The 23,379-nt window shown below is 61.9% G+C and carries 25 protein-coding genes; 11 read left to right on the top strand and 14 right to left on the bottom strand.

Features of this window, described 5'->3' with window-relative positions; genetic code table 11:
• Positions 1-50: 50 nt before the first annotated feature.
• Entirely contained in the window at positions 51-815 is a 765-nt protein-coding gene (locus ABIE00_RS14720) for a type 1 glutamine amidotransferase (RefSeq protein ID WP_354261466.1), read from the top strand.
• A 227-nt stretch (positions 816-1,042) separates the two neighbouring features.
• On the opposite strand, the gene ABIE00_RS14715 is transcribed toward ABIE00_RS14720, so the two are convergent.
• The 3 genes from ABIE00_RS14715 to ald form a co-directional block, all read right to left on the bottom strand.
• Positions 1,043-1,540, bottom strand: coding sequence for an HtaA domain-containing protein (locus ABIE00_RS14715; protein WP_354261464.1), 498 nt, complete (start codon positions 1,538-1,540; stop codon positions 1,043-1,045).
• A gap of 539 nt (positions 1,541-2,079) precedes the next feature.
• On the bottom strand, positions 2,080-2,337 hold the full coding sequence (locus ABIE00_RS14710) for a hypothetical protein (protein WP_354261462.1): 258 nt from the start codon (positions 2,335-2,337) through the stop codon (positions 2,080-2,082).
• Positions 2,338-2,405: 68 nt separating this feature from the next.
• On the bottom strand, positions 2,406-3,521 hold the full coding sequence (gene ald, locus ABIE00_RS14705) for an alanine dehydrogenase (protein WP_354261460.1): 1,116 nt from the start codon (positions 3,519-3,521) through the stop codon (positions 2,406-2,408).
• Positions 3,522-3,657: 136 nt separating this feature from the next.
• On the opposite strand from ald, the gene ABIE00_RS14700 reads away from it, so the two are divergent.
• The 5 genes from ABIE00_RS14700 (at position 3,658) to ABIE00_RS14680 (ending at position 8,841) form a co-directional block, all read left to right on the top strand.
• Positions 3,658-4,140: an Lrp/AsnC family transcriptional regulator gene (locus ABIE00_RS14700; RefSeq protein WP_354261458.1), complete on the top strand. Its 483-nt coding sequence runs from the start codon at positions 3,658-3,660 to the stop codon at positions 4,138-4,140.
• Positions 4,141-4,288: 148 nt separating this feature from the next.
• Positions 4,289-4,711, top strand: coding sequence for a PAS domain S-box protein (locus ABIE00_RS14695; protein WP_354261456.1), 423 nt, complete (start codon positions 4,289-4,291; stop codon positions 4,709-4,711).
• A 47-nt stretch (positions 4,712-4,758) separates the two neighbouring features.
• Positions 4,759-5,538 carry an MBL fold metallo-hydrolase gene (locus tag ABIE00_RS14690; RefSeq protein ID WP_354261454.1) on the top strand — a complete coding sequence of 260 codons (780 nt, stop codon included), beginning with the start codon at positions 4,759-4,761 and terminating at the stop codon, positions 5,536-5,538.
• 193 nt (positions 5,539-5,731) lie between these two features.
• Positions 5,732-6,457 carry a winged helix-turn-helix transcriptional regulator gene (locus ABIE00_RS14685; protein ID WP_354261452.1) on the top strand — a complete coding sequence of 242 codons (726 nt, stop codon included), beginning with the start codon at positions 5,732-5,734 and terminating at the stop codon, positions 6,455-6,457.
• A gap of 227 nt (positions 6,458-6,684) precedes the next feature.
• On the top strand, positions 6,685-8,841 hold the full coding sequence (locus tag ABIE00_RS14680; protein ID WP_354261450.1) for an amylo-alpha-1,6-glucosidase: 2,157 nt from the start codon (positions 6,685-6,687) through the stop codon (positions 8,839-8,841).
• 198 nt (positions 8,842-9,039) lie between these two features.
• Here ABIE00_RS14680 and ABIE00_RS14675 read toward each other — a convergent pair whose 3' ends face one another.
• The 6 genes from ABIE00_RS14675 to ABIE00_RS14650 form a co-directional block, all read right to left on the bottom strand.
• Positions 9,040-9,435: a cupin domain-containing protein gene (locus ABIE00_RS14675; RefSeq protein WP_056387777.1), complete on the bottom strand. Its 396-nt coding sequence runs from the start codon at positions 9,433-9,435 to the stop codon at positions 9,040-9,042.
• A gap of 170 nt (positions 9,436-9,605) precedes the next feature.
• On the bottom strand, positions 9,606-9,944 hold the full coding sequence (locus ABIE00_RS14670; RefSeq protein WP_354261447.1) for a DUF202 domain-containing protein: 339 nt from the start codon (positions 9,942-9,944) through the stop codon (positions 9,606-9,608).
• Entirely contained in the window at positions 9,941-10,306 is a 366-nt protein-coding gene (locus ABIE00_RS14665; protein ID WP_354261445.1) for a YidH family protein, read from the bottom strand. Before ABIE00_RS14665 ends, ABIE00_RS14670 begins: the two co-directional genes overlap by 4 nt.
• Positions 10,299-10,742 (bottom strand): pyridoxamine 5'-phosphate oxidase family protein, encoded by a 444-nt coding sequence (locus ABIE00_RS14660; RefSeq protein ID WP_354261443.1) that lies wholly within the window; start codon positions 10,740-10,742, stop codon positions 10,299-10,301. Before ABIE00_RS14660 ends, ABIE00_RS14665 begins: the two co-directional genes overlap by 8 nt.
• A 98-nt stretch (positions 10,743-10,840) precedes the next feature.
• Entirely contained in the window at positions 10,841-11,482 is a 642-nt protein-coding gene (locus ABIE00_RS14655; protein ID WP_354261441.1) for a TetR/AcrR family transcriptional regulator, read from the bottom strand.
• 3 nt (positions 11,483-11,485) lie between these two features.
• Entirely contained in the window at positions 11,486-13,942 is a 2,457-nt protein-coding gene (locus ABIE00_RS14650; protein ID WP_354261439.1) for a glycoside hydrolase family 3 C-terminal domain-containing protein, read from the bottom strand.
• A 239-nt stretch (positions 13,943-14,181) separates the two neighbouring features.
• On the opposite strand from ABIE00_RS14650, the gene ABIE00_RS14645 reads away from it, so the two are divergent.
• From ABIE00_RS14645 to ABIE00_RS14635, 3 genes are all read left to right on the top strand, one after another.
• On the top strand, positions 14,182-15,468 hold the full coding sequence (locus tag ABIE00_RS14645) for an MFS transporter (RefSeq protein ID WP_354261437.1): 1,287 nt from the start codon (positions 14,182-14,184) through the stop codon (positions 15,466-15,468).
• Between the two features lie 458 nt (positions 15,469-15,926).
• Positions 15,927-16,238 (top strand): heavy-metal-associated domain-containing protein, encoded by a 312-nt coding sequence (locus tag ABIE00_RS14640; RefSeq protein WP_354261435.1) that lies wholly within the window; start codon positions 15,927-15,929, stop codon positions 16,236-16,238.
• A gap of 260 nt (positions 16,239-16,498) precedes the next feature.
• On the top strand, positions 16,499-17,932 hold the full coding sequence (locus ABIE00_RS14635) for an MFS transporter (protein ID WP_354261433.1): 1,434 nt from the start codon (positions 16,499-16,501) through the stop codon (positions 17,930-17,932).
• A 224-nt stretch (positions 17,933-18,156) separates the two neighbouring features.
• Here the strand turns inward: ABIE00_RS14635 and ABIE00_RS14630 are convergent, their stop codons facing one another.
• The 4 genes from ABIE00_RS14630 to ABIE00_RS14615 all read right to left on the bottom strand — a co-directional run bounded on the left by ABIE00_RS14630 (position 18,157) and on the right by ABIE00_RS14615 (position 21,385).
• Positions 18,157-18,582 carry a GNAT family acetyltransferase gene (locus ABIE00_RS14630; protein WP_354261431.1) on the bottom strand — a complete coding sequence of 142 codons (426 nt, stop codon included), beginning with the start codon at positions 18,580-18,582 and terminating at the stop codon, positions 18,157-18,159.
• 403 nt (positions 18,583-18,985) lie between these two features.
• Entirely contained in the window at positions 18,986-19,414 is a 429-nt protein-coding gene (locus ABIE00_RS14625; protein WP_354261429.1) for a hypothetical protein, read from the bottom strand.
• A complete protein-coding gene (locus ABIE00_RS14620) occupies positions 19,414-20,208 on the bottom strand; it encodes an HIRAN domain-containing protein (protein ID WP_354261427.1) in 795 nt (264 codons plus the stop codon). The genes ABIE00_RS14625 and ABIE00_RS14620 overlap by 1 nt, the downstream gene beginning before the upstream one ends.
• A gap of 166 nt (positions 20,209-20,374) precedes the next feature.
• A complete protein-coding gene (locus ABIE00_RS14615; protein ID WP_354261425.1) occupies positions 20,375-21,385 on the bottom strand; it encodes a competence protein CoiA family protein in 1,011 nt (336 codons plus the stop codon).
• A gap of 157 nt (positions 21,386-21,542) precedes the next feature.
• Here ABIE00_RS14615 and ABIE00_RS14610 point away from each other — a divergent pair, with 157 nt between their 5' ends.
• A complete protein-coding gene (locus ABIE00_RS14610; RefSeq protein WP_354261389.1) occupies positions 21,543-21,842 on the top strand; it encodes a DUF4193 domain-containing protein in 300 nt (99 codons plus the stop codon).
• Positions 21,814-22,230 (top strand): hypothetical protein, encoded by a 417-nt coding sequence (locus tag ABIE00_RS14605; protein WP_354261423.1) that lies wholly within the window; start codon positions 21,814-21,816, stop codon positions 22,228-22,230. Before ABIE00_RS14610 ends, ABIE00_RS14605 begins: the two co-directional genes overlap by 29 nt.
• Positions 22,231-22,252: 22 nt before the next feature.
• Here the strand turns inward: ABIE00_RS14605 and ABIE00_RS14600 are convergent, their stop codons facing one another.
• Positions 22,253-23,119 (bottom strand): DUF6994 family protein, encoded by an 867-nt coding sequence (locus ABIE00_RS14600; protein WP_354261421.1) that lies wholly within the window; start codon positions 23,117-23,119, stop codon positions 22,253-22,255.
• Positions 23,120-23,379: the final 260 nt, after the last annotated feature.

Below are 23,379 nucleotides of genomic sequence, written 5' to 3'. Positions count from 1 at the left end.
CACCGTCCCTTCACAACCCGGGGCCCGACCGCCCGATAAGGAATTCGAAAATGACCAATCAGCCAAACCTGCCCCGAGGTACCGGTACCCTGCAGGCACTCGTCATACAGCCAGATTTCCACTGCCCGCTGGACCGTCTCGGTGTTTGGCTGCACGATGAGGGAATAGCCACCAGAATTATCCAGCCTTTCAGTGGCGACGTGATCCCGGACGTGATCCAGGAGGACGCCCTGGTGGTTCTTGGCGGAGACATGAGCTCCTTGGACGACCATGCCTATCACTGGCTTACCGACATCCGGCGCCTCATGGCGGCCGCCGCCAGCCAGAGGAAACCCACGCTAGGGATCTGCCTTGGAGCTCAGCTGATGGCACAGACGTTCGGCGGGACCGTGGCCAGGGGAGACCAAGGCCTCGAGGCGGGGGTCGTAGAGGTGGCATTACGGCCCGATGCTGCAGAGGATCCCTTGATGGCCGGATTGCCGGGTCCCTTCTTCGCAGGCGCCATGCATGGGGACATGATCGACCAACTCCCGCCGTCAGCGGTATGGCTCGGGATGACGGCCCAGTATTCGCATCAGGCTTTTCGAGTAGGCGAGATGTCATGGGGAGTTCAGTTTCACCCGGAGATCTCGCCGGTGGTCTACCGCCAGTGGTTGTCCCTGGTCAAGGAGAATGACACGGTTGCCGTAGAGCGTGCCGGCCGCGGAATGAAAGCATTCGAGAATCAAGACCAGATCGTGAGGGAGCATACCGAGGCGATGGCGCGACGCTTCGCCCACCTGGTCCGAACGACCGCAACCGTGGCTACTCAGTAACCAACAGCGCGTGGTGGCGCTGCGGCCGCGGGGCGGACGTTGGACACTAGCCGATGCAGCGATTCCTGCCCCTGGACCCATTGAGTCTGCGGGCAGGAACAGGTCCTTGCCAGTTCCTCGTGCCCGGATCCACCGAGTACGTCCGGAGCGGGGCAAAGCACGGCACCTTCATGCCTGGCCCAGCACCGTGTCCCAAGTGGTACCGCCAGTTCCTCCGCAGAACGCGGTCAGGATACTTCCACAAAGGATGGTGCTCTCACGGTCAGCGGAGCCAGTGTTTCTCCGGCTGAGTAGCTATCTGCGAAAACAGCCGCTCCTGCGCTGGTCAGAGCTACCGGGACATTTGCCCACATATTGACGCCGTCTTCCACCGACACCGCCGGCAAGTCGAGATGGGCGAGGTGCACGATCTCGTTTCCTTGTTCGATGGACAGGCATGCCCCGTCGGGCCCGACTATTATTTTTGGGTTGCAAATCGAGACCGACATTAGCCCGTGATGGGCGAGGAAGCGGGCCTCTCCACCGAACTGGAGCACAAAGTTGTCCCCGTCGGCCCGGTCCAGGCTTCTGAACGGGAAATAGAACTGTCGGGTATTTGTCACGGCAGCGCCTTCGCGCAGGAGTATGCGTCCATCGCGCATAGACTGCACGTACTGTACAAAGCTCTCCTTCACCGCCCAGGCCATGCCGAGATCTGCTCTTTCCACAGTAAGTTCGGACATCATGGGTTCCTTCTCGTTGCCAGGTTGCACACGGCCGGTGGTGCTCCCGCTCCCGACACACCAGAAATGGGAGTGGCTTACCGGCTCTTCATATTCGACCATTTTCGTGCCGGCTCAAGCGATCGACATGTACTGCGGGCACAGCGTTCGCATCCGCCGTGTGCCTGGTGCCCATCCGTTAGGGGCGGTGGACCCCGCGGCCGGCTCGTCATTGAGGTCGACAGCCTGCTGGAGGGGCGCCGCCGGCGCGCCACCGTTGGGGGAGGGGCGCTGATGGGCTCGACCAGTCAGAACTGTGGTCCTGAATCAGTGTGAGAAGTTCACTTGTTCAGGGGCGACGCACTCGTAGACGAGTCCAGGAGGAATCTGGTGGCTGAGCTCAAGGGTGTAGGACCAAGGGCCGTGCCAGGTGACAAGAACGCCTGACGCTTCATCCTGGACTGTTTCGGTGCGCAGCCGAGTAATGGCTCTTGCTAACTCACTATCATCAAGCAGCTGTTCTAGAAGCTGTACGTGTCCAGGCGCAGCGGAGTGTTCGTACCTCATCGTGCAGCAGCATGCTGGAAGCCTGGGCAGAGGCTGGACCTGTCGGTTTCCCATCTATAGTCGACCCACACCTTGAAACCGTCTGCCCGGTGAAAGAGACGGCGGGGCTCGGCGCCGTCACTGTCGAGCCATAGGATTTGATCATCATCGGTTACTGCATCGACAACTCCGCGGCGGATCTCCTTATCCAGAAGTTTCACGATGACCAGTTGGCCAACCAGCGGCTGCCATTTGGGTTGCAGGTGAAATGCCATTTGATGCCGTGCCCCTTCCTTTGGAGCGGGCTGTGCCTGCCTTCTATCGGGCAGGCACAGCCGATGTCCTAAACCGTTACGAGGTCCTGCCAGTCGGCGAGGTCATGTCCATGGGCATCGCTGACAGACTTGTGGGTGACCTTTCCCGCCGCCACGTTCAGACCGCCGGCCAGAGCGGGGAGCCGGTCGAAAGCACCCTTGACGCCGTAGTTGGCCAAAGCCATCGCGTAGCGGAGCGTGACGTTGGTCAGCGCGTAGGTGGAGGTGTTGGGGACAGCGCCGGGCATGTTGGCCACGCAGTAGAAGATCGTATCGTGAACCTTGTACGTGGGTTCCTGATGCGTGGTGGGGTGCGTGTCTTCGAAGCAGCCGCCCTGGTCCACCGCGATGTCCACCAGGACCGAGCCGGGCTTCATCCGGGCCACGAGGTCGTTGGTGACGAGCTTGGGGGCCTTCGCTCCCGGAATCAGAACGGAGCCGATGACGAGATCTGCATCGATAACTGACTTTTCGATCTCGTACGAGTTCGACGCCACGGTTTTGAGCCGGCCCTGGTACTGGGCGTCGAGTTCGCGCAGGCGGTTGATGTTGATGTCCAGAATGGTGACGTCGGCACCGAGGCCGAGGGCCATGGCGGCGGCGTTGGTGCCTGCGACACCGGCACCCAGGACCACGACCTTGGCGGGACGGACGCCCGGAACGCCGCCGAGGAGCACGCCCTTGCCGCCGGCGGGAGCCATCAGGGAGGTCGCGCCGACCTGGACGGAGAGCCGGCCGGCCACCTCGGACATGGGGGCGAGCAGCGGCAGCGCTCGGCCTTCCTGGACGGTCTCGTAGGCGATGGCGGTGACGCCGGAGTCGACAAGCGCCTGGGTCAGTGCGGGTTCCGCGGCAAGGTGAAGGTAGGTGAAAAGGAGCAATCCCTCGCGGAAATGGCGGTATTCGGATGCCACGGGTTCCTTAACCTTCATCACCATGTCGGCTCGGGCCCAGGCCTCTTCTGCAGTCTCAACGATCTCAGCTCCGGCGAGTGCGTACTCCTGATCGCTGATGCCGGAACCAGCGCCGGCACCGGTTTCCACGAGCACGTCGTGGCCGTTTGCTTTGAATTCATGCACGCCCGCGGCCGTGATGGCGACGCGGAACTCGTTGTTCTTGATTTCCTTGGGGACGGAGATGATCATGCTCATACTTTCTGGGGGGATTGATGCTTGTGGGCAAAAGAATGACAGAAACTGCGGTAACTTGAACTCTGCATGCAGAATCTGCGGCAGAATAAGAGCAACTGGTCAATTCCTGCATTGTGAGGAGCGTTACACGGTGTCCGACCCGCAGAAACTGCAACATGTGACTCTGGACGAAGTCGACCAGAAGCTTCTGGGCCTGCTGTCCAAGAATTCAAGGCGCACCAATCAATCGTTGTCGGAAGCCCTCGGGCTTGCGCCCTCAACCTGTCTTGCCCGCCTCAAGGCGCTCAAAGAGTCGGGGGTGATCAAGCGGTTCACCGTCGAAGTCGCCCCCGAAGCGATGGGCCTGCCCCTCCAGGCCCTGGTTAGCGTGCGACTTAGGCCTGGAGCCCGTCACCTGATGAACGCCTTCGGAAACGAGTTACGGGACCTTCCCGAAATCAAGCAGTTCTTCGTACTTGGCGGTGCAGACGATTTCTTGATCCACATCACGGCCAAAAACACCGAGCACATCCGTCAATTCGTACTGGACCACTTGTCATCCAATCCTGCCGTCGCAGGCACCCAGACCAACCTCGTGTTCGAACACGGTCACGGAACCGCCTTCGGACTCTAGGTGGCCTAAGGCGAACTGCCGCAGCCGCCCGGGCCGGGAAGGATGCTAGCAGTTCCGGTCCATGTATTGCACTAGTGGGGTACGGCCCCACCTGCTGCAATGGCAATACGAGACGCGAAAGAGTCGCTCATCAGGGAAAGGAGTCGAAGTGTCATCCTCAGATGCACGTAACCCCGACTTTCAGAAAATCTTCGAAAGTCTGCCGAACCAATACATCATCGTCACCCCCGACAGAACGATCGTCGCTGCCACTGACTCGTTCCTTGCATCTACCGGAAAGAGTCGCGAGGGAATCGTCGGCATGGACATCCTCGACGCTTTTCCGGACAACCCTGACAACCCTGACGCCAAGGGAACAGAGATTCTGCGCAGCTCCATCGAGCGTGTTGTCGAAACCGGCAAGATCGATATTCTTCCGCCTGTTCGGTATGACATCGAGAACTCAGACGGGATTTTCGAGCCCCGGTGGTTCCAGCCTCTGAACGCTCCGGCTTTCGATGGTGACGGCAAGCTCGTCTATGTCCTGCACGGAGCGGAAGACATCACGGCTCAAATGACGAGCAAGAGCTGAACCCTTGACGGAATCAGCCGACCACCGACCCGATAAGGACTGAAATTATGGACGACGTCAAAGTAACCCTCATTGGAGGACCGACCCTGCTCCTCGAGATCGCCGGCTACCGGATGATCACTGACCCCACCTTCGATTCCCCCCAGGTCTACCACCACCCAATCGCCGGACCCGTCATCAAGAAGCTCGCCCCCAGCGCCACCCCCGAGGAGCTTGGCCACGTTGACCTGGCACTCGCCTCCCACGAGCACATCGACAATCTGGACGTGGCCGGCCGCGGTTTTCTCACGATGGTGCCGCTTGCCCTCACCACGACGGAGGCTGCGAAGAACTTCGGCCCCAACGTCCGCGGGACCAGCGACTACGAGACCCATACCGTTACGCTTCCCGATGGCAGGCAGATGAAAATCACGGCAGTGCCGGCGCATCATGGCCCGGAGGGCGTGTGGGACGCACTCGGGCCCGTTATTGGCTTTGTCCTCGAAGCAGAGGGCATGCCGACGGTTTACATCAGCGGTGATAACTCCGAGCTGGATATCGTGCGCGAAATTGCGGATCGTTTTCCAGCCATTGATATCGCTGTGCTCTTCGTCGGCGGCGCAAAATTCGATGTGATCGCAGACGGCGCGTACATCACCCTCAGCAATGACCGGGCCCTGGAGGCGGCCAAGATCATGGGTGTCAAGAAGGTCGTTCCAGTGCACGAGGATTCGTGGGAACATTTCAGCCAGAATGCTGACCAGATCAGCAAGCTTTTCGCGGATGCCGGGCTCAGCGAACTCCTCATCGCCTTGAAGCCGGGGGAGTCTGCGGACATCCGGCTCTAGCAAACGGACCGTAAGAATCGAAGGTTGGACGGTTATCGGCCAACCTTCGATTCTTGCTTTAAAGGCAGAACCGGTGAAGGCCCGCGAACGACAGCGTGGCATCAACTTATGTGCATGGCGCACACACAGTACCCCGACGGGTCGGGAAGAATGGCGGCAGCACAACTCACAGATCGCTTGGAGCTCACGGACGATGACAATCATTGCAGAGCAGTTCACCCGGGAACACGACGACCTGGCGAATTCAGCAGGACGCCTTAGTGCCGATTATTGGTCCGTATCGCAAGGGCTGCGGCTGCTGGGTGACCGCTGGTCCCTATTGATCGTGCGAGAACTCCTCGGCGGTGAAATGGGGTTCAACGACATGTCCAGGGCGCTGCCTGATCTCTCACGGACGCTGCTCTCCCAGCGGCTCAAGCGACTGGCCCAGCTGGAGCTTGTCATCCGCAACGATGAAACCGGCCCCCGCGGCTCACGCCGCTACAGACTGACGCCGGTCGGCTACGGGCTGCGGCAGACCCTGGAGTCGCTTGGCCTCTGGGCGAGTCAATGGCAGGCGCCCTTCGAGAATGACCTGCGGGCAGGACTTGGCACACTGCTCGAACACATGGGCCGCAGCCTTGTGACAGGTTCCCTGCCCCGGAAGTCGATTGTCCTGGGGTTCGAGTTCGACAACGTCAGGGGAGCTCCCTTTCAAGGTTGGATCTGCAGTGAGAACAGCAAGACAACCGCGAGCATCGGCCGCTCAGAACGTGTCCCGGATCTTCAGGTTCATGTCGCCCCGCGGGTGCTCTACGACCTCTGGTGGGGTCTCCGTCGCTGCGAGGAGGCGCGGCAGCTGGGCTCCATCGGGTTCGTTGGCCCGGAAGAGTGGGCTGAGGACTTCTCCGGTTGGTTCACCCCTCGGGCAGCTTTCTAAGGTTCAGCGCCCACCAGTGCCTCCGCGGATTGTCTGGCTGTGCCTTTTTCCAGCTTCCTGCCATAGAGGGGCGCGGCGCCTGTTCCTGCTTCTGGAGGCAACGGAGGGGCGCCAAACAAGGACTACACCCCTTAGCCAGGGGAGAGTAGGGTCAAAGAAACACAGGCGCCTTACCTAGGGTGGTTAAGAGACCACGGTGCCGGCGCTGCTTTCTTGGAGGAACCAGGATGGCTGGATGGAATGCTGACACGGCTGCCGGCCCAGTGGGGGCAGGGACAGTCACCCTGGTCGAGGAAACCTCATTCTGTATTTCCTTGCCCAACGGGGACATCCATCCCGAGCACCCACATGGCCTGTTTGTGCAGGACACCCGTTTCCTGTCCCGCTGGAACCTGACAGTCAACAGTCACCCGCTCGAGTCCCTGGCTGCCGAGACGCGCGAGCCATTCCGGGCCCTGTTTGCAGGTCGCGTTCCCCGTTCCGACGGATATGCCGACAGCCCGCTGATCGTAGAGCGCCTGCGGGAAGTCGGTGCGGGTATTCAAGAGCAACTTACCGTCCGCAATTACTCAACCAACCCCGTCGAATGCGCGATTTCCCTCGAGGTTGAAGCGGACTTCGCGGACCTTTTCGAAGTGAAGGAAGCCCGGATCCAGCGTGCGTGGGACGCAACCCGGTACGTCGATGGGGACCAGCTGACCATTTCCGGCGTCTGGCAAGGCATGGAGAAAAGGGTGATCATTCAGGCTCCAGGAGCAGAGGTGAAGCCGGACGCGGTCACTTACCTGGTATCCGTCCCGCCGCAAGGGGACTGGAGCACTGTCGTCAGTGCCACAGTTGAGGTTAAAGGCTCTGGCCGGAGCGCCACCCTTGTCCACCCTGACGGGGAGGGATTGTCCCCCAGTGACCGGCGCCGCAAGGAATGGGTTGCCAGGATTCCGGTCGTTCGCATGGGTAACCGATCCATTGAGCGGACGTTACGGCGGAGCTACGACGACTTGGGTGCCCTCCGGATCGAGGATCCGAATCATCCCGAACGCGTTGTGGTGGCGGCAGGTGCGCCGTGGTTCATGACGCTCTTCGGCCGGGATTCCCTGTGGGCCTCGGAAATGGCGTTACCAGTGGATCCCTCACTGGCTCTGGGGACGCTGCAGACGCTGGCGGACCGGCAAGGAACCGTCGTGGACCCGCTGACCGAGGAGGAACCCGGCAAGATCCTGCACGAAGTAAGGCTTAGCCTCAATGCCGGTTTGGCCCTTGGAGGCAAGTCGGCCTATTACGGAAGCGTCGACGCGACTCCGCTGTTTGTTGATGTGCTCGGAGCCGTCAGCCGGTGGGGATTCGGAGCAGATATCATCGCCAATCTGCTACCTCACGCGGACCGCGCCTTGGAATGGACAAGTCATTACGGGGACAAGGACGGCGACGGTTTCGTCGAGTATGAACGCCTCAACGACCAAGGCCTGATAAACCAGGGCTGGAAAGACTCCTGGGACGGCATCAATTTTGCCGATGGAATGCTTGCCGAGCCTCCAATCGCGCTCTGTGAGGTCCAGGCCTATGTCTATGCCGCGTATACCGCGCGTGCCTGGATGGCATACGACGCGGGGGACACGGCACGGGGAGATGAACTCGCCGATCGGGCGGCGGAACTGAAGCGGAGATTTAACGAGCAGTTCTGGATGCCGGACCGGGGGTACTATGCAATCGCACTCGACGGCAGGAAGCGCCAGGTGGACGCGTGTGCTTCCAACATGGGCCACTGTCTGGTTTACGGCCTCGTAGACGAGGACAAGGCTCCCCTGGTCGCCGAGCGGCTTATGTCTCCGGAGATGTTCAGCGGCTGGGGTGTGAGGACGTTGGCCAGCAACATGGGTGCATATAACCCGGCCAGCTATCACAACGGTTCGGTATGGCCGCACGACAATGCAATCATCGCGGCCGGTCTGTTGCGTTACGGCTTCGTGGCGGAAGCACAGCGCATTACTACTGCGATATTGGAAGCCGCCGAATGCTCTGGCGGGCGCTTGCCCGAGCTGTTTTGCGGCTTTAGCCGTGATCAATTCGCCGAACCCGTACCGTATCCAACAGCGTGTTCGCCCCAGGCTTGGGCAGCGACCGCCCCGATCCTCCTGGTAACGAACCTGATGCGGTACGACGTTCATGTCTCCCGTCGGGGACTGTGGATGGATCCTGTGCTTCCGGAAGCCTATGGTGATCTGCACATCACTAACGCACCTGTTGGTGGCGGCCGGATCACCATCGACATCGATAGGTCCGGCCCCTCTATTCGGGGCCTGCCTGAGTGGATGGAATTTCGACGCGGACATCGGCCATGGATTACGGAACTGGTCGAACAGGCAGACCGCCGGCGACGGAAGTAGGCAGCCCGGCTGTCGTCAACACCCTCGATGTTACAGGGCCGCCATCCCCTCTGGGACGAAGCCGGCGAACAGTTAGATGATGACTTCTGGCACGCCTCCCGTTAGGCGCGGCGACTTGCCCAACGGGAGACGTGGCATGATGAGCGCTATCTTCAGCGCTCATCGTGCCCGCACTTCACATGGCGCCTACGCGCCCGCTCAGTGCTCCGGCCAGTAGTCGTAGACGTCACTGGTCCCGCGCATGAATTCGATAAAGACGCAGTCCCTGTCCCCGACGGTCCATGCTTCATGCTCCGGCGGCAGCATCATAAGATCTCCGGCTGAGAATTCCTCCTCGGATCCGGTACGCTGGCGCACCCCCAAACTGCCTTCCAGAATGTAGGCGACATGCGGCATAGGACACATATCCGTGTCGAGAATTCCGGTCTTGACCGCATCCTCCGTCACTGATGCCCCCACCGGAAAGCGGACGAGAACGGCGCTGGCCCCGTCAAGGGTCACCATCCTCTTCGTGATCCGCCCGATAGTGATGAGTTCGTAATTGTCCTCGTCGACAAAATTGGCCTTCTGCATGCGCGAGAGGTCTGTAGTCATAGTTCTTCGTCTACTCCTTCGTGGTTTAAGGCGTCAGCGGTGACGCCTTGCTTCAATTCAGCGACCTGCCCCGTAGACCGGACAAGTACGAAAGCTGTACCGCCCCCGATACTGAACACACTGTTCCACGCAGTTGCCCTCTCTCCAGGGCGGAATATCCGACGACGTCCCTAAAGCCGGATTGTCAGGACCAGAGCCAGCGAAACAAACCCTGCAACCAATGTCGAGGCGCCAAGAGCGGCCGGAAGGAAGCCGTCGGCGGCCCGGGCAGGTGGCCCGTCCGGGGCTGTGAGAATTTGATGGTGCCGGAGGTATCGCCGACGGACCACAAACAGTAAGAGCACGGACTCCAGAACGCCCGCCACACCCAACAGCAGTGACCAGGGCCCCAGGATGGGCGGAAGGACCTTCATGGCGACGAGGGAGCCTGCGAGGAACGCAAGACAGGTCCGTTGCCAGGCCAGACCCGTGCGCTCCGGTTGGAGACCGGGATCGAAGAGCCCGGTCACTTCAGAACGACTCCAATCAGAACCAGGACCGCAACCGCTACCAGCAGAACAGTCAGGGGGAGCGAGAGGGGCGTCGGGGGAAGGGGTGAACTCTTCCGCAGGGCCTGTTCCGTCCTCGTCCACCCGCTCCAGGCCTGGATGGCCGACATGATCCCGCTGAGGATCAGCAGGATGGACGCAGAGAGCCGGTACCCGGGATGGAGGCCGAGGCCCAGTGCCTCGAGAGCGACCCCGCCGGCGAGTAAAGCCAGTGCGGTGCGGATCCACGCCAGGAAGGTGCGTTCATTAGCGAGGCTGAACCGTGGATCCGGTTCATCTCCCTGGCTGAAGACTGTTTTGGGAAAGCGATTGAGCTCAGCCAACTGTCTCGCCTTCTCCGGCTTTGTTGACGCGGAACATCGCGTTGGAGTGTTCGGTCCATTCGTCGACGCGGACCCGGACTGCCGTGCGCGGGTTGCGGATCGCGTAGGGCGCACCGAAGTAGTGGGTGGTCATGGCATCGATGATCTGGAGGTCCTTGTCGTCGAAGAATTCAACGGCGGTTCCCAGAACGGTGACTGCCTCTGTCCAGTCATCATTCGTCAGGACGGTGAGTGACACTCGCGGGTCCTCGCGAAGGTGTTGGAGCCGGCCCCCGCGGGAATTGCCCGAAGCAATGCTCAGAAGGATGTGCCCGGCGTCTTCAACGAGATACACAATCTGGACGCTGACAGGGCGCCCGTCGGAGGCGACCGTGGACATGACTGCAGGATTGGGTTGGGAGATGAAGTCGTACACGTGCTGGGGGAGAGCGGGCATGAGGGCGCGCCTTTCAGGGGTGGGAACGGGTACGCCAGAATGCCCCGCACGCTCGACTGGTACGCGCGCCGGGCAACTGGGCCTGGCAGGTGCTGTGGTTACTGTTGGGGGTTTCCCCAGGTAGCACGAAGCTGGTCAAGGTACACCCGGAGCTCCGCGACCATTGACATGCTGTGCGGTTCGGCCACCCATTGCTGCTGGAGCCCGTCCAGCACAGCGATGGTGTTGCGGACGATGGCTTCAACGGGGGCGTCCGGGAGGATTTCGCCCGTTCGCTTGCCGTCCGCGATGGCTTGGGTGAGCCATTCCCGGGTGCTGCGGTAGTGATCGAGCATCCATTGGTTTGCCGGGTGGTTGGCTTCGGTGGCTTCTGCCGAGATCCGGACGAACAGGCCGATCCATTCCGGCCGGGTGGAGTTGCGGGCGACGAGGGCGACGAGCGAGTCGAAGGCGGCCCATCCCATGGGTGCCGCGCCTTCTCCGAAGAGGAATTCGCTGTCTTCCTTTTCCCGCTGTTCGAGCACGGCAGTGAGCAGGGCGGTCTTGTTGGGGAAATGGTGGAGGAGGCCTGACTGGGACAGCCCAGTCCGGAGGGCTACCTCGGCGATGGAGGACTTGTTGTACCCGCTGGTGGAGAACAGCTCAATCGCCGCCTGAATGGCCTTGGCCCGGGCGATGTCGCCGGCCTTTTCCGTGCGGTTCCGCTCGCGTTCAATGCGGTAGCCGGGTGGGTAAGACATGCCTTAGGACTCCTGTCCGTTTTCGAGCGGAACCGTGATTCGGGGATCGCCGAGGCCACGCGCAATCACGATTGAACCGCCGGAGAGCGGCAGCCATCCGTGTTCTTCCACGTCCCAGATCCGCTGGGTTCGGAGATCACACTCAACCTGAACAGTAGCGCTCTGCCCGGGATCGAGGGAAACCTGTGCCCATCCGATAAGACGTGCAGGCTGATCCTCGCCGGTGGGGATGCGATAGACCTGCACGGTTTCCCTGCCGGAACGCTGGCCTGTGTTGGTCAGGGCCACGGCAACGGCTTTAACCCCCGTCCCGTCCTGCCCAGTGATGTGCGCTGAGGTGTAGTTCCAGGAGGTGTAGCCGAGGCCGTGGCCGAACCAGAACAAGGGCTGTGTCCCGGATTGGTGCCATCCTCGGTAGCCTACCCGCGGCCCTTCCGCGTACTCGAGGCGCCCGTCGGTGGGCATGGTCCCCCAGGCCGGCCCTTCGCCGTCACGGACGGGGAAGGTGGTAACGAGTCGCCCCGACGGTTCGATGTCACCGGTCAGCGCTGCAGCGACTGCGTCTCCTGCTTCCTGGCCGGGGAGCCCGGCGAAGAGCACGGCGTCGACATTATCGAGCCAGGGCATGAGGACCGGTGTGGCGGCGTTCACGATGACGACAGTACGCCGTGCGACGGCGGCGACGGCGGCGACGAGGGCGTCCTGGTCGCCGGGCAATGCCAGCGTTTTCTTGTCCTGGCCTTCGGTTTCCTGTTCCTGGGTGTTGCCGACGACGACAATGGCGGTGTCAGCCGATGCTGCTGCCACCACGGCCTCACGGATCGCGGCGGCGGCGGGGCGGGCGGCCGCTGTGATGACGAGCCCGATGATCCTCATTTCGAAGTGGGGCCCGGTGGTGGCGGTAATCCTGGCGCCGGATTCCAAGGGCACCACTGCAACGTGGCTCTTGGGCCGGTGAAGGCCGCCGCCGGGACCATCATGCGGGGTTACGGTGAAGGCCTCGTGGTGGCCGGGTGCCGTCACGGTCCATTGGCCGGGTCCGATCACGCCGACGCGCATCCGGGCCGGCGACGGCATGGCGACGTCGGCCGAGAGCTCGATCCTGGCCGCATTTGCGAGCCAACCATCATCAGCTACTTCAAGTTCGGCTACGTCAAAGTGGCGGGACTCAATGACGTTGCCCTGCTCGTCGAGAGCCCGGACCCGCATCCCGGGAGTGCCGTTTTCGGGATCGCGCACAGTCGAGGCCGGCGCGGCCACCATTCGCGTCCTGGTTTCCACCCCGTCCACGATCGTGACCCCCGGGCCGAGCGCGGACGTGAGGCCATCTGCGATGCTCACAATGTGCGGCGGGCGGACCCGGGCGGAGCCGCCGCCCTGGGCGACGGTGTCAGTAGCATGGCGACCAATGACGGCCACGGTCCCGGTTCCTTTGGCAAGCGGGAGCGTGGCGTTGGTGTTCTTGAGCACTGCCATACCCTGGGCAGCGATCCTTCGCAGCTGCTCGCGGCGCAAGTTGCTGTCCGGACGGGGGATGTCAGTGGGCCACTTGCGCGGTTCCCCGAAAGCTCCCACGCGGGCGGCAAGGGCCAGCAGCCGGCGGACATGCTCATCAATAGTTTCTTCCGAAACATCGCCGGAGCGGACGGCTTTCTCCAGGGATGTGCTCCAGACCGTCTCAGGCCCGGGCATCACCAGGTCCAGGCCGGCGTTCGCGCTTTCCGCGGCTCTCTTTGTGGCGAACCAGTCGGACATGACAAGCCCGTCAAAGCCCCATTCCTTTTTCAGGATGTCATTGAGGAGCTCATCGTGCTCTGTGGCGGTGACGCCGTTAACGCCGTTGTAGGAGGCCATCACCGTCCACGGTTGCGCGTCGTGATTCACGATTTCGAACGGCAGCAGGTAAAGCTCCCGCAGGGTCTGATCGTCAACGAGGCAGTCAACAGTAGTGCGCTGTATTTCGGATTCGTTGGCGAGGAAATGTTTCGGGGACGCTCCGATGCCCCGGCTCTGGAGGGAGCGGACATAGGCGGCCGCGAGGACACCGGTGAGGTACGGGTCCTCACTGAAGCACTCGAAGAGGCGACCCCCCAGGGGAGTGCGGTGGAGGTTGATGGTGGGGCCCAGGACGATGTGAGTCTGCTGGTCCATGGCTTCCTCTGCCAGAAGTGCGCCGACCTCGCCGAGTACGTCAGAGTTCCACGTCTGCGCCAGCAGTGTGGCGTTCGGCAACAGGCAGCTCTCGCGACCACCGACAACTTCTTCACCACGCACACCGGTCGGGCCATCAGACATGACAATCTCGTCCAAGCCAATGGAAGCATCACCCCAGAGGCTGAACATCTTTGCGCCGGAGAGCAGCCGGATCTTTCCTGCCAGGTCAAGGGACTGCACCGCCTTATCTATGAAGTCCGACTGCACACCGGATACGAAGGGAAGATCAGTGGCACGAACGCTCATCGGAAGACTCCTTCGTCAGGAAAGTGGTGAATTTCGGGCCCGGTGCCCTTTTGTTGTGCTTCGAATCACAAGGATAGCATACCGACCGACTACACGGTCGGTGGGGAACTCGGCGAGGAGGGAAAAAGTAACTATTTGATAAACCGACCGCGCACTCGGTCGGCTTACTGTACCGTGGTTCCTATCACACGGGCTACGTCTGGCCCGCATCCCTCTTCCAATAGAAAGCAATGAGACCCATGGTTGTGTCTGATTCTGCTGCAGGACCCGAAGCGCCCAACTCGTTGTCCTACGCTCCCGTCCCCGTCGAAAAGGCCAAGGCCAGTGTCATCGCAACGATGGTGCTCGCGCGGCTGGGACTGATGATTGCCCTCTTTATGCCCATCGTCGCCGGCATGACACTCAAGGTGCAGTCTCTGGTTCCGGGGCCGGACGTTGCCGCCACACTGGGCAGTGTCATCTCCATGGGCGCGTTCGCAGCCCTCCTCTTCGACCCCATTTTTGGCCGCCTTAGCGACCGCACGGTCGGACGTTTCGGCCGCCGCCGTCCCTGGCTCGTTGCCGGAGCTCTGGGACTCCTGGCATGCCTGGCCGTCATCGCCACGGCCCCGAATGCCGTAGTGCTGGGCATCGGCTGGTTCTTCGCGCAGGCCCTCGGCAACGCGGCGGTCGCTGCACATACGGCGACCCTGGCGGACCAGGTGCCCCAGTGGCAGCGAGGCAAAGTAAGCGGCATGATCGGCATTGCTTCCCAGGCAGCCTCCCTCGGCGCAGCCTATTCGGCAAGCCTTTTCGGGCAGAACATGCTCCTGCTCTTCCTGGTCCCCGGCGTCCTCGCTCTGGTGCTGGTCCTTGTCTTCGCCTTCGTACTGCCGGACCGGCCAATGGAGCGCCGCCCTGCCTCAGAAGGCGGGCTGCGGACCGCCCTGAAGACCTTCTGGGTAAACCCCCGCAAAAACCCCGACTTCGCGTTCGCCTGGGTCTCCCGCTTCCTCGTCGTCCTGGCGATGTTTATGTTCGTCACGTTCCGCCTCCTGTACCTACAGCAGGATCTGGGCCTGTCCAAACAGGATGCGGCCGCCGCACTGGCAACCGGTGTTCTCATCTACACGCTCGCCTTGGTTACGGCCGGCCAGATTGCCGGATGGATCTCCGACAGGCTAGGGCGGCGGAAAGTCTTCATTTGGACCTCGGCCATAATCTTTGGCATCGGCACCTGGATGCTCACTGCGGCCAACTCCACCAGTGGGTTCTACTGGGCGGAACTGGTCATCGGCATTGGCTTTGGCATCTACATCGCTGTTGACCTCGCCCTCGTCATCGATGTCCTTCCGAATCCTGAGGACACAGCGAAGGACCTCGGCGTATTCAACATCGCCATGACAGGTCCGCAGACACTCGCCCCGGCGGTCTCGGCAGCCCTGGTTACCATGGGTGGCGGCCGTTACGACCTCCTGCTCGCCGTAGCGGCCGGGATCGCCCTCCTGGGCGCCCTGACGATCCTCCCCGTGAAGAAAGTGCGGTGACCTGCCATCCTGGCTGCCCCCCGCATCGGGCCAGATGTGCCGAAGCAGGGGAACTGACTTCGATGAACTAAGGAATGGGCAAGCGCCCGGCTGGGAAATCCAGCCGGGCGCTTCGTCATAACCGGTGTGTTGAGGAATCGTGCCGGCATCCGAAAGATCCGTCAAACCATCTCTCATCGAGGCCTGGAACCGGCGGACCATCCGAAGGTTTTCCATCGTGCACACGGAGGGCCATGACACAAGGCGAAGAATGCGGCTGTGGCGACGCTGACTGAGCCTCTGTTGGCGTGGTTAAGGAGGGCTTTCCAGCCGGGCCGCACTTTGCTTCCTATACCCCTGGGGGGTATACTTTCAACTGTTGTCAGTGACATGGTATGTCCCGGCGAGTGCCCTGCACCGCCCCTCACAGCCCGTCAACCCCAGCGCCATTGATGCTTCGTCAAGGAATGGAAACTGGCATGTTTGAATCTGCAAACCGCACTCAGCTGCTCCTGGCTCCATCGGCCGCGGCGTGCAGCTGCTGCTCATCGGAACCCTTTTCGCCATCCGCCTTCACCCCGGCTGCTGCTGAGCTCACTCTCGAGGGCCTGACCTGCGGGCACTGCGCCCGGACTGTTGAGAAGGCCGTCTCAGCCCTTGAGGGCGTGGAGTCTGTGGCTGTTGAGCTCGTTCCCGGCGGCCGTTCCCGCCTCCTTGTAGGCGGTAAGGCCGCCGGAGCCGCTGTGCGTCAGGCCGTCATGTCCGCCGGTTACACGGTTGTAGGCGACTGAGCCCCTGCAACTTCGCGCGCCCCTGCTGGTTGCACTCAAATCCGCCGCCCCTCCCGAAAGGGAGACGCGAGGAAGGGCACGCGCAGCCAGCAGCGAACGATTCCCTCCGGCAGGTCACCACAAACGGACTGAACCGGCAACGGGGAGGATTCGACTTTCGCGGGTCCTGTCGGCGACGCCCCAATTCAACAAAGTGATACCCCACCGGGGTTTTCCTAAGCTTCTGCGGGCCGCTGCCCGCCAACCTAAGAGGAGATGTTATGACCGGAAAGCCAGGCCAGCAGCGCGGATTGGTACCGCTGCTGGTGATCGCGACCTCGCAGCTGATGCTGGTGCTCGATGACTCCATTGTGAACATCGCGTTGCCAAGCATCCAGCAGGAACTCGGGGTGAGCGCCGTGCATCTGCCTTGGATTGTGAATGCCTATATCCTCGCATTTGGCGCTCTGCTGCTCCTGGGCGGCCGGCTTGGCGACCTCTACGGCCGCCGCCGCGTCCTGCAGGCAGGGCTCACCCTCTTTGTTGTCGCTTCCCTGGCCGGTGGCCTCAGTCCCAACAGCGATACGCTCATCGCTGCCCGCGCGATTCAGGGACTGGGGGCAGCACTGGTTGCTCCCAACGCGCTGGCCCTGATCGCCACGACCTTCTCCGAACGCAAAACCCGTGATGCGGCACTGTCGTTGTACGGCGCGATGTCCGCTCTGGGAATTGTCGTGGGACTCCTCCTTGGAGGTGTTCTGACGGGTACCCTCGGCTGGCGGTGGGTCTTTTTCATCAATATACCCATTGGCGTCCTCGTGCTCCTGGGCAGCCGGACATTGGTGAGCGCCCGCAGACACGCTGGGAGTCTCGACGTCAGGGGCGCAGTGCTGGGAACCGGCGGGATGGTCGCCCTGGTGTACGCGATTACCCGCTTCGGCGAGGACGGCTTCACTGACTCGCTGGGCCTTGGCCTGGTAGGCGCTGCGGCCCTGCTGCTGGCTGCCTTCATCGCCCTGCAATCGCGCAGCAGCATGCCGCTGGTTCCCTTGGGACTGTTCCGGGACCGCGGCCGCGCCGGCGCATACGCGTCCATGCTGCTGCTGGCCATTGGCCCCATGGGCAGCTTTTACGTGATCACTCTTTACCTCCAGCAGGTTCAGCATTACAGCCCTCTGCAGACCGGCGCCAGCTGGCTGCCATTCGCGGCAGGGCTGGTGCTCGGGGCAGGGGCCGCACCAAAGCTGCTCGTGAAGCTGGCGCCTCGCATCATCGCGGCAGCGGGTGCATTGCTCAGCGCCGGGGCTGCTTTCTGGTTCTCATTCATCCAGGTAAACACGAACTACTGGCTGCACCTGGCACCGGCCATGTTCATTCTGGCCCTTGGGTTCGGCCTCGGCATTATCGCCTTGACCCAGGCCGCCGTTTATCACACGAAGGAAACCGAGGCCGGAATTGCCTCTGCACTGCTGAACTCCGCACAACAGATCGGTGTTGCCCTCGGTCTGGCTGTTCTGGCTGGCGTTGCTGCAACGGTCAGCAACGCCAGCCAGCACGCGGCCCTGGCCGGGGAAGCCCAACTGGTCACGGGGTACGGCAGCGCCCTGGTCGTCGCGGCCGGGCTGCTGGTAGCTGCAGGAATACTGGCCGCAGCTACGTTGCCCTCCCGAAGCACTGCGGAAGCAGATGCCACCGCCGCGGCTGAAGTGCACTAATCAGACCCTGACAGGTTTCCGCAGCGACGAGAAAGCAAAGCATGCCCGCCCCAGTACTGGGGCGGGCATGCCCCTGTTATCCGAGGCCGATCGACCTGGGACTCACTCACGATGTAGACCGCAAGCCCACTCTCATCCGCTTATCGATACGCCTAGAGGCGCCCCTCACAGCCCACGAGCAGGGAGTAGTACAGAAACCTGTCGAGGCACTCCCGTTGGGAGGCTCAATCGGCAACGAGGCGCCTGGCGAACGTTAGGGAGTCGCTGGGTTCAAACCCGACGGCGCGCCAAAAATCGGCCGCGGCTGCATTCGTACTGCGGACGTTGAGGTGGATCTTGGGACAACCCAAGGCATCGAGTCGCTGCTCCACATCCTGGACAAGGCCGCGGCCCAGCCCGCGACCTTGCTGGTCGGGATGGACAGCAAAGTAGTGGATCCAGCCCCGGTGCCCGTCATAACCAGCCATGGCCGTACCGACCACACGCTGCCCGTCATGTGCCACTACGAAAAGCTCGGGCTGCACCCGAAGCTTCCGCTCTATATCCTTTCGAGGATCGTTCCACGGGCGCACAAGGCCACAAATGCTCCAAAGCTCCAGCACGGAATCCTCGTCCCCAGTGATGAAGCTGCGAAAGGTAGCTGCCGTCATTATCTGTTTCCTCGGGACTGGCGTGGGTGGAGAGGCCTTTAAAGGGCACGGAGGTGCAGCAACAGAATACCGGCCTCAAAGTACGCCCTCCGACGAGGACTTCTTGATCCACGTGCGGCGGCCAAAGTTGGTCTTTGAAGCGCCATCCCGCGGGCATCACGGTAGCTGTTTTATATCCACCCAGAGTGAGGCTGCGTCAGTGCATCAGTTGCTTAGCAGTAGATTTGCAGTAGCGCGGACGGTGCTCGGGCCTCGGATAATCGTTTCGCAAAGACGAGCGTGGCTTTTAGCGAAAGTCCCTGGTGAACGTGGAGTCCGGTCGAGGTGCCCAAAGTGACGGCTGATAGTGACCTACTTCGGTACGTGCTCGTAGAGCGCGCCGTGTTTGCCGGCCATCGTGGACTCAACCGACCTGCGAGGGCGGAATCCTGAAGGCGGAATCCTGAACCAGAAGGCCGAACTCGACGTTGCGGTTCTCGGTGCTGAAGGAGAAGTTGGCGCTGGTCAGCAGCAGCATTTCACGGTCGATGACGAACTTCGCGTGATTGATGACGGGCTTGCCGGTCGGCAGAACAGCTGATCTGTAGACCGTCTCACGGCCGAGATGGGCTTTGACGTTCACGACATCGGCTTTGTCCCCGTCGACGTAGACGGTAGCACTGACCACATCTTCGAAGTCTTCTTGAAGTTGTACGTAGTCTTCGGCGCTGAGGCAGTTAATGACGCCGCAATGGACGCAACGCATCCTGAAACTGCTGCAGAAGTTAACTGGACGATCAATCAGCCTGCGCTGGCACTCGGAAGGCTCCGTTAAGGATTCCGCGGACGGCATCACTTCGCCTCGAGCTCAGCGAGGCGTTCGCCGATGCTGCTGCCGGGGCGGTGAGCCTTGGGGCAGCGTGCCAGCCATCGTTTCAGCACCGCGATCTCCTCGTCCTTCTGGCCGAGCTTCCGGTGGACGATCGCGGCCTGTTCGGTGTACCAGGGTGCGGGTTCCCGGCCTCCGGTATTTCCTTCGGCGGCTTCGATGGCCTTGTAGCAGAGGACGAGGGCTTCTTCGAGCCGGCCTTCGCGCTTGAGCTGTTTGACCGGCTCGACGAGCTCAAGGTAGTGGACGCCGTCGACCATGCCACTCTTGAACTGTGGCGCCCGTTCACCGCCGCCCTGCAGCGCTTCGCGGACCATCGCTGTCTTTTCCGTGTGGGAGCTGGTGATTCTCTCCCTGGACGTTAGGCCCGGCGGGTTCTGCGCTGTGAACTGCCACTCGGGCTCGCCGTCGCCCAACCAGACATAAGCCTTGGCCAGCTGTTTTTTATCCCGGAGCACGTGCAGCTGGTAGCGCACCGGCTCGCTGGCGCCGGCGGGCAGTGCGAGGTCCTTGGCAACATAGGAGGGGAGGCATCCGACCTTCTCGCCGTCTACCAGTACGGCCACGGCCTCCGGATCAACAGGGTTCTCCGGCTCCCGCTGCAGCTGGGCCTGTCCCTCGAAGTAGCCACGCTCACCCAGGCCCCTGCGGTCAGCCAGAGCAGCGACGGCGTCCTTGGCGAACGTGGTTGTCCCGGCTACTTCCAAACATCCCGCAAGGCGCGAAGATACGGTGAGAATGACTGACGACTGGTCCATCGGCGGCTTCTGGGAAGCCCTTATGTGCTGGCCCGTGCCGCCCTTTCCCCTTTGCAGCAACCAGTCGACAATGCCCATCGATTCCCCCTAGAAAAGTGCGGCTCCTGCCACGGCCATGACTCTATCAAGGCAGCGGGTTCTTGAGTCTGCCGGGGAGCAGATCGGTCTAGCGTTTGCGGCCCATGATGCGTTCGATGGCCTCTGCCTCACGTTCCGCGTCCCGTTCAGGGTCGATACGCGCCGCACTTGCGCTGGCTCCCAGTACCTGGCTGTAACTGGTGCGGCTCCTGTACTGCCTGAGGGCGTCCGTCCGCCGCTCAACCGGCGTCGCCGGCTGTCTGGACGTCCGCCGGGCCAGCGCTTCCCGATGGGCCTTGAGTTGTGCCAGCCGCGCCGGTTCCGGCTTGTCCCCAATGAATTCAGCCATCCCGGGTGGAGGCACGAGGGATCCTGCCCCCGACAGCCTCCACTCGGACAGCGGGGCGGAGGCGTAGTGGGTGGGAGACACGAGGTACTGCTCAGCCGTGGGGTGGCGGTAACTGCCCCCGTACATTGCCACGAGGACACCGAGGGACTCGTACTCCATATCCAGGACGACACTGTTCAGCGGCAGGTCGAGGACCAGGTCAGGAACGTCCGGAGACCACAGCCACACGTCATGGATACCTGCCGTCTGATAGCCGCCGTGGCGGCGGTCCCACTCTTTGCTGTCCATTGGCTTGCGCTGGACCTCGAACGCCAGGTGCCGGCCGGAGGTTGCTGTTGCTCTGACGTCGCTGCGCAGCCGGATGCCGGGGATCCAGACCTCATCTTCGACGGACCAAGGAAGGATGTGGTGCTGGTCTCTCGCCCAGTCCATGATGAAGCGCTTGCCGTGCAGGTGCTCAGCGGTCTCGCCGTGGCGGCGTAAGCCATCGGGGGCCTCGCCAGCCTGATGGCGGAAGTGCTTGCATCGCGTTTTGGCGTCGACGCGCTGCACCGGGACTTCGCGGCCGTCTTCCTTGCAGTCGATGCAGACGATCTCCTTGGAGCCCTGGTAACCGTAGCGGTCGTAGTAGGAGTTGTTTCCGCGGTGCATGGCCGCCGCCATGACAATCTGCCCGTCTGCGTTGTTGTAGGCGACGAGGGGATCTGACGGTTCCCATTTGCGGGGAAAGAGCCGACGTATCTCGATCATGGGCAGAGTATGAGCTGAAGGACTGACATTTTGTTGCCGGCCAATAGGTGCGGCCTCTCTGCTGAGGCGGCCTAACAGATGATTTAGGGAATTCCTGCCGCATCTAGTACGTTGCAGTCGCCGACAAACCCATCAAACAGAGGAGAGATACACCTTCGTGGCAACCGATTACGATGAACTGCGCACCGACGTCAAGGAATCCCAGGAAAAATCACTGGAGGCCCTGAAGTCTGCCAAAGCCCCGGACGCGAAGTCCGTGGTTCAGGAGCTCGACGAGGCTGACACCCTGGACGGCCTGACCCCTGGTGGCGAGTTTATTGCCGAAGAGCTCGTCGTCCAGGTCATTCCCCAGGCCGACGACGAATTCACCTGTTATTCCTGCTTCCTGGTCCGCCACCGTTCGCAGAAGGCGCGCGAGAAGGACGGCCATGCCTACTGCGTCGAATGTGAGGGCTGAGAGGTTCTGGCCGGCTGTCCCGGAGCGGATCTGGGACAGCATCCGCGAAGAATTCACCCTGCCAACCGCGTCGGACCTGGAAAGACACTTCCAGTCACTGGGCGAGCCCGAAGCCATGCGCCGTGCAGTCCGCGTCTTCATCGGTGAGGGAACCTTCTGCCCGGGCTTCCAACTCAAGGACAGACTCTTGCACGAACCGGTAGCGCGGCTCTTCGAGCACGCCATGGCGCTGAAGGTCCCGCACAACGTGTTCAGTGCATGGAAGGTCAGCCCGCTGCCTGATCATCCAAGGTCCAGACCAGTGGACATGCTGGGCTCCGTAACCTCGCTCGAGGGTGCTTTGGCTGCCTTCGGTGACAGGTGCCGGCCGCTCGAAAAGCGCCAGTGATGCCTGGGGCTGTTTCCCTGGCTCAGCGGCAGGGTTGCCACCAAGGGTTACGAACCTCAATCTCGGGGTGGTGCTCCGTGACCCACTCGGCCATCCGACGCCCCCGTCCCGCGATGAACTGGAGCGTGGCCTCCCTGTACGTCACGTAGTCCGCCGGTATCCCAGAAGGCTCAAAGCCCTCAAAGAGCACGAAGAACCGAATGTCTTTGTAGTCGGGTGTCACGAGGTCTTGCAGGTGGAAGAAGTTTACGAACTCCACGAACCCATCGAAGAGGTCGAAGAAGTCTTTGTAGGCCCTGATGACATTCGCGAGCGGGCTATCTGGCTCTCCTGTGTAGTGACGCCGGATGCACTCAAGGGTGAGGTCCATGCGGTCAGCGATCTGATGACCTTCAGAACCGAACCCCCGGGCCTGGTTCATCGTGGGTTTGTCCTTGGTCCTGACGGGCCAGATCATCGCACTGCCGATGGTGTACGGCGGGTTGAGGTAGCGGGCCCGCTGCTCCTCGCTAAGACCGGCCATCGCGTCAACCAGGGATTTCGGGCCCGATCGGCCGGTGTAGGAACTGGTGATGGCATCGCTCCCGTAACAATGCCGCGTGTCGGACTCGTCGGTATAAATGAGATATTCGTTCCAGCGGGCTGCTGATGCGCCCGGGGCGAAAAGGGCGCCAGAGTTCAGCTTCTTGGTCCACAGCAGCTCATGGTCCGCTCGGAGCCTCACGCTGTTCGCGTCCGGGTCACCTAACTCTGGGGCCTTCGAGTGGGAGTCCGGCGGGAAGACGACGGCGCCGCCCCGTTTGGTCTTCCGAGACTTGTCGGTCTTGTAGTCGATCGACGTATCGAAGACGCGAGGCTGTTCCTGCTGCGGGTGTTCCGGATTGCTCAAAGTTCCCCCAAAACCGAGTGAGCAGACGCGTTCATCGTACGGGAGACAGGATTACAAAGGGGAAGGGGCCCACACGATGCGGTCGGAACTGAATCCTCTCCATCGATCGTGCGTCAACGGCGGCCCCTTCTCACCGGAAGAGTACACCCGGCCACCGGTCTCGTGAACCCCTCGGTCTTTCTCCTTATCACTCGAGCACTTGAGGCGCTTTAGGGATGCAGTAGAGAAGCAGCTGCTATCCCCCTGAGCGCTAGGCTGAA

It is taken from the genome of Arthrobacter sp. OAP107, from assembly GCF_040546765.1.
In the GTDB taxonomy this organism is placed as follows: Bacteria; Actinomycetota; Actinomycetes; order Actinomycetales; family Micrococcaceae; genus Arthrobacter.
The sequence above is the reverse complement of the archived record's forward strand: the minus strand, read 5'-3'. Positions and strand labels throughout refer to the sequence as shown.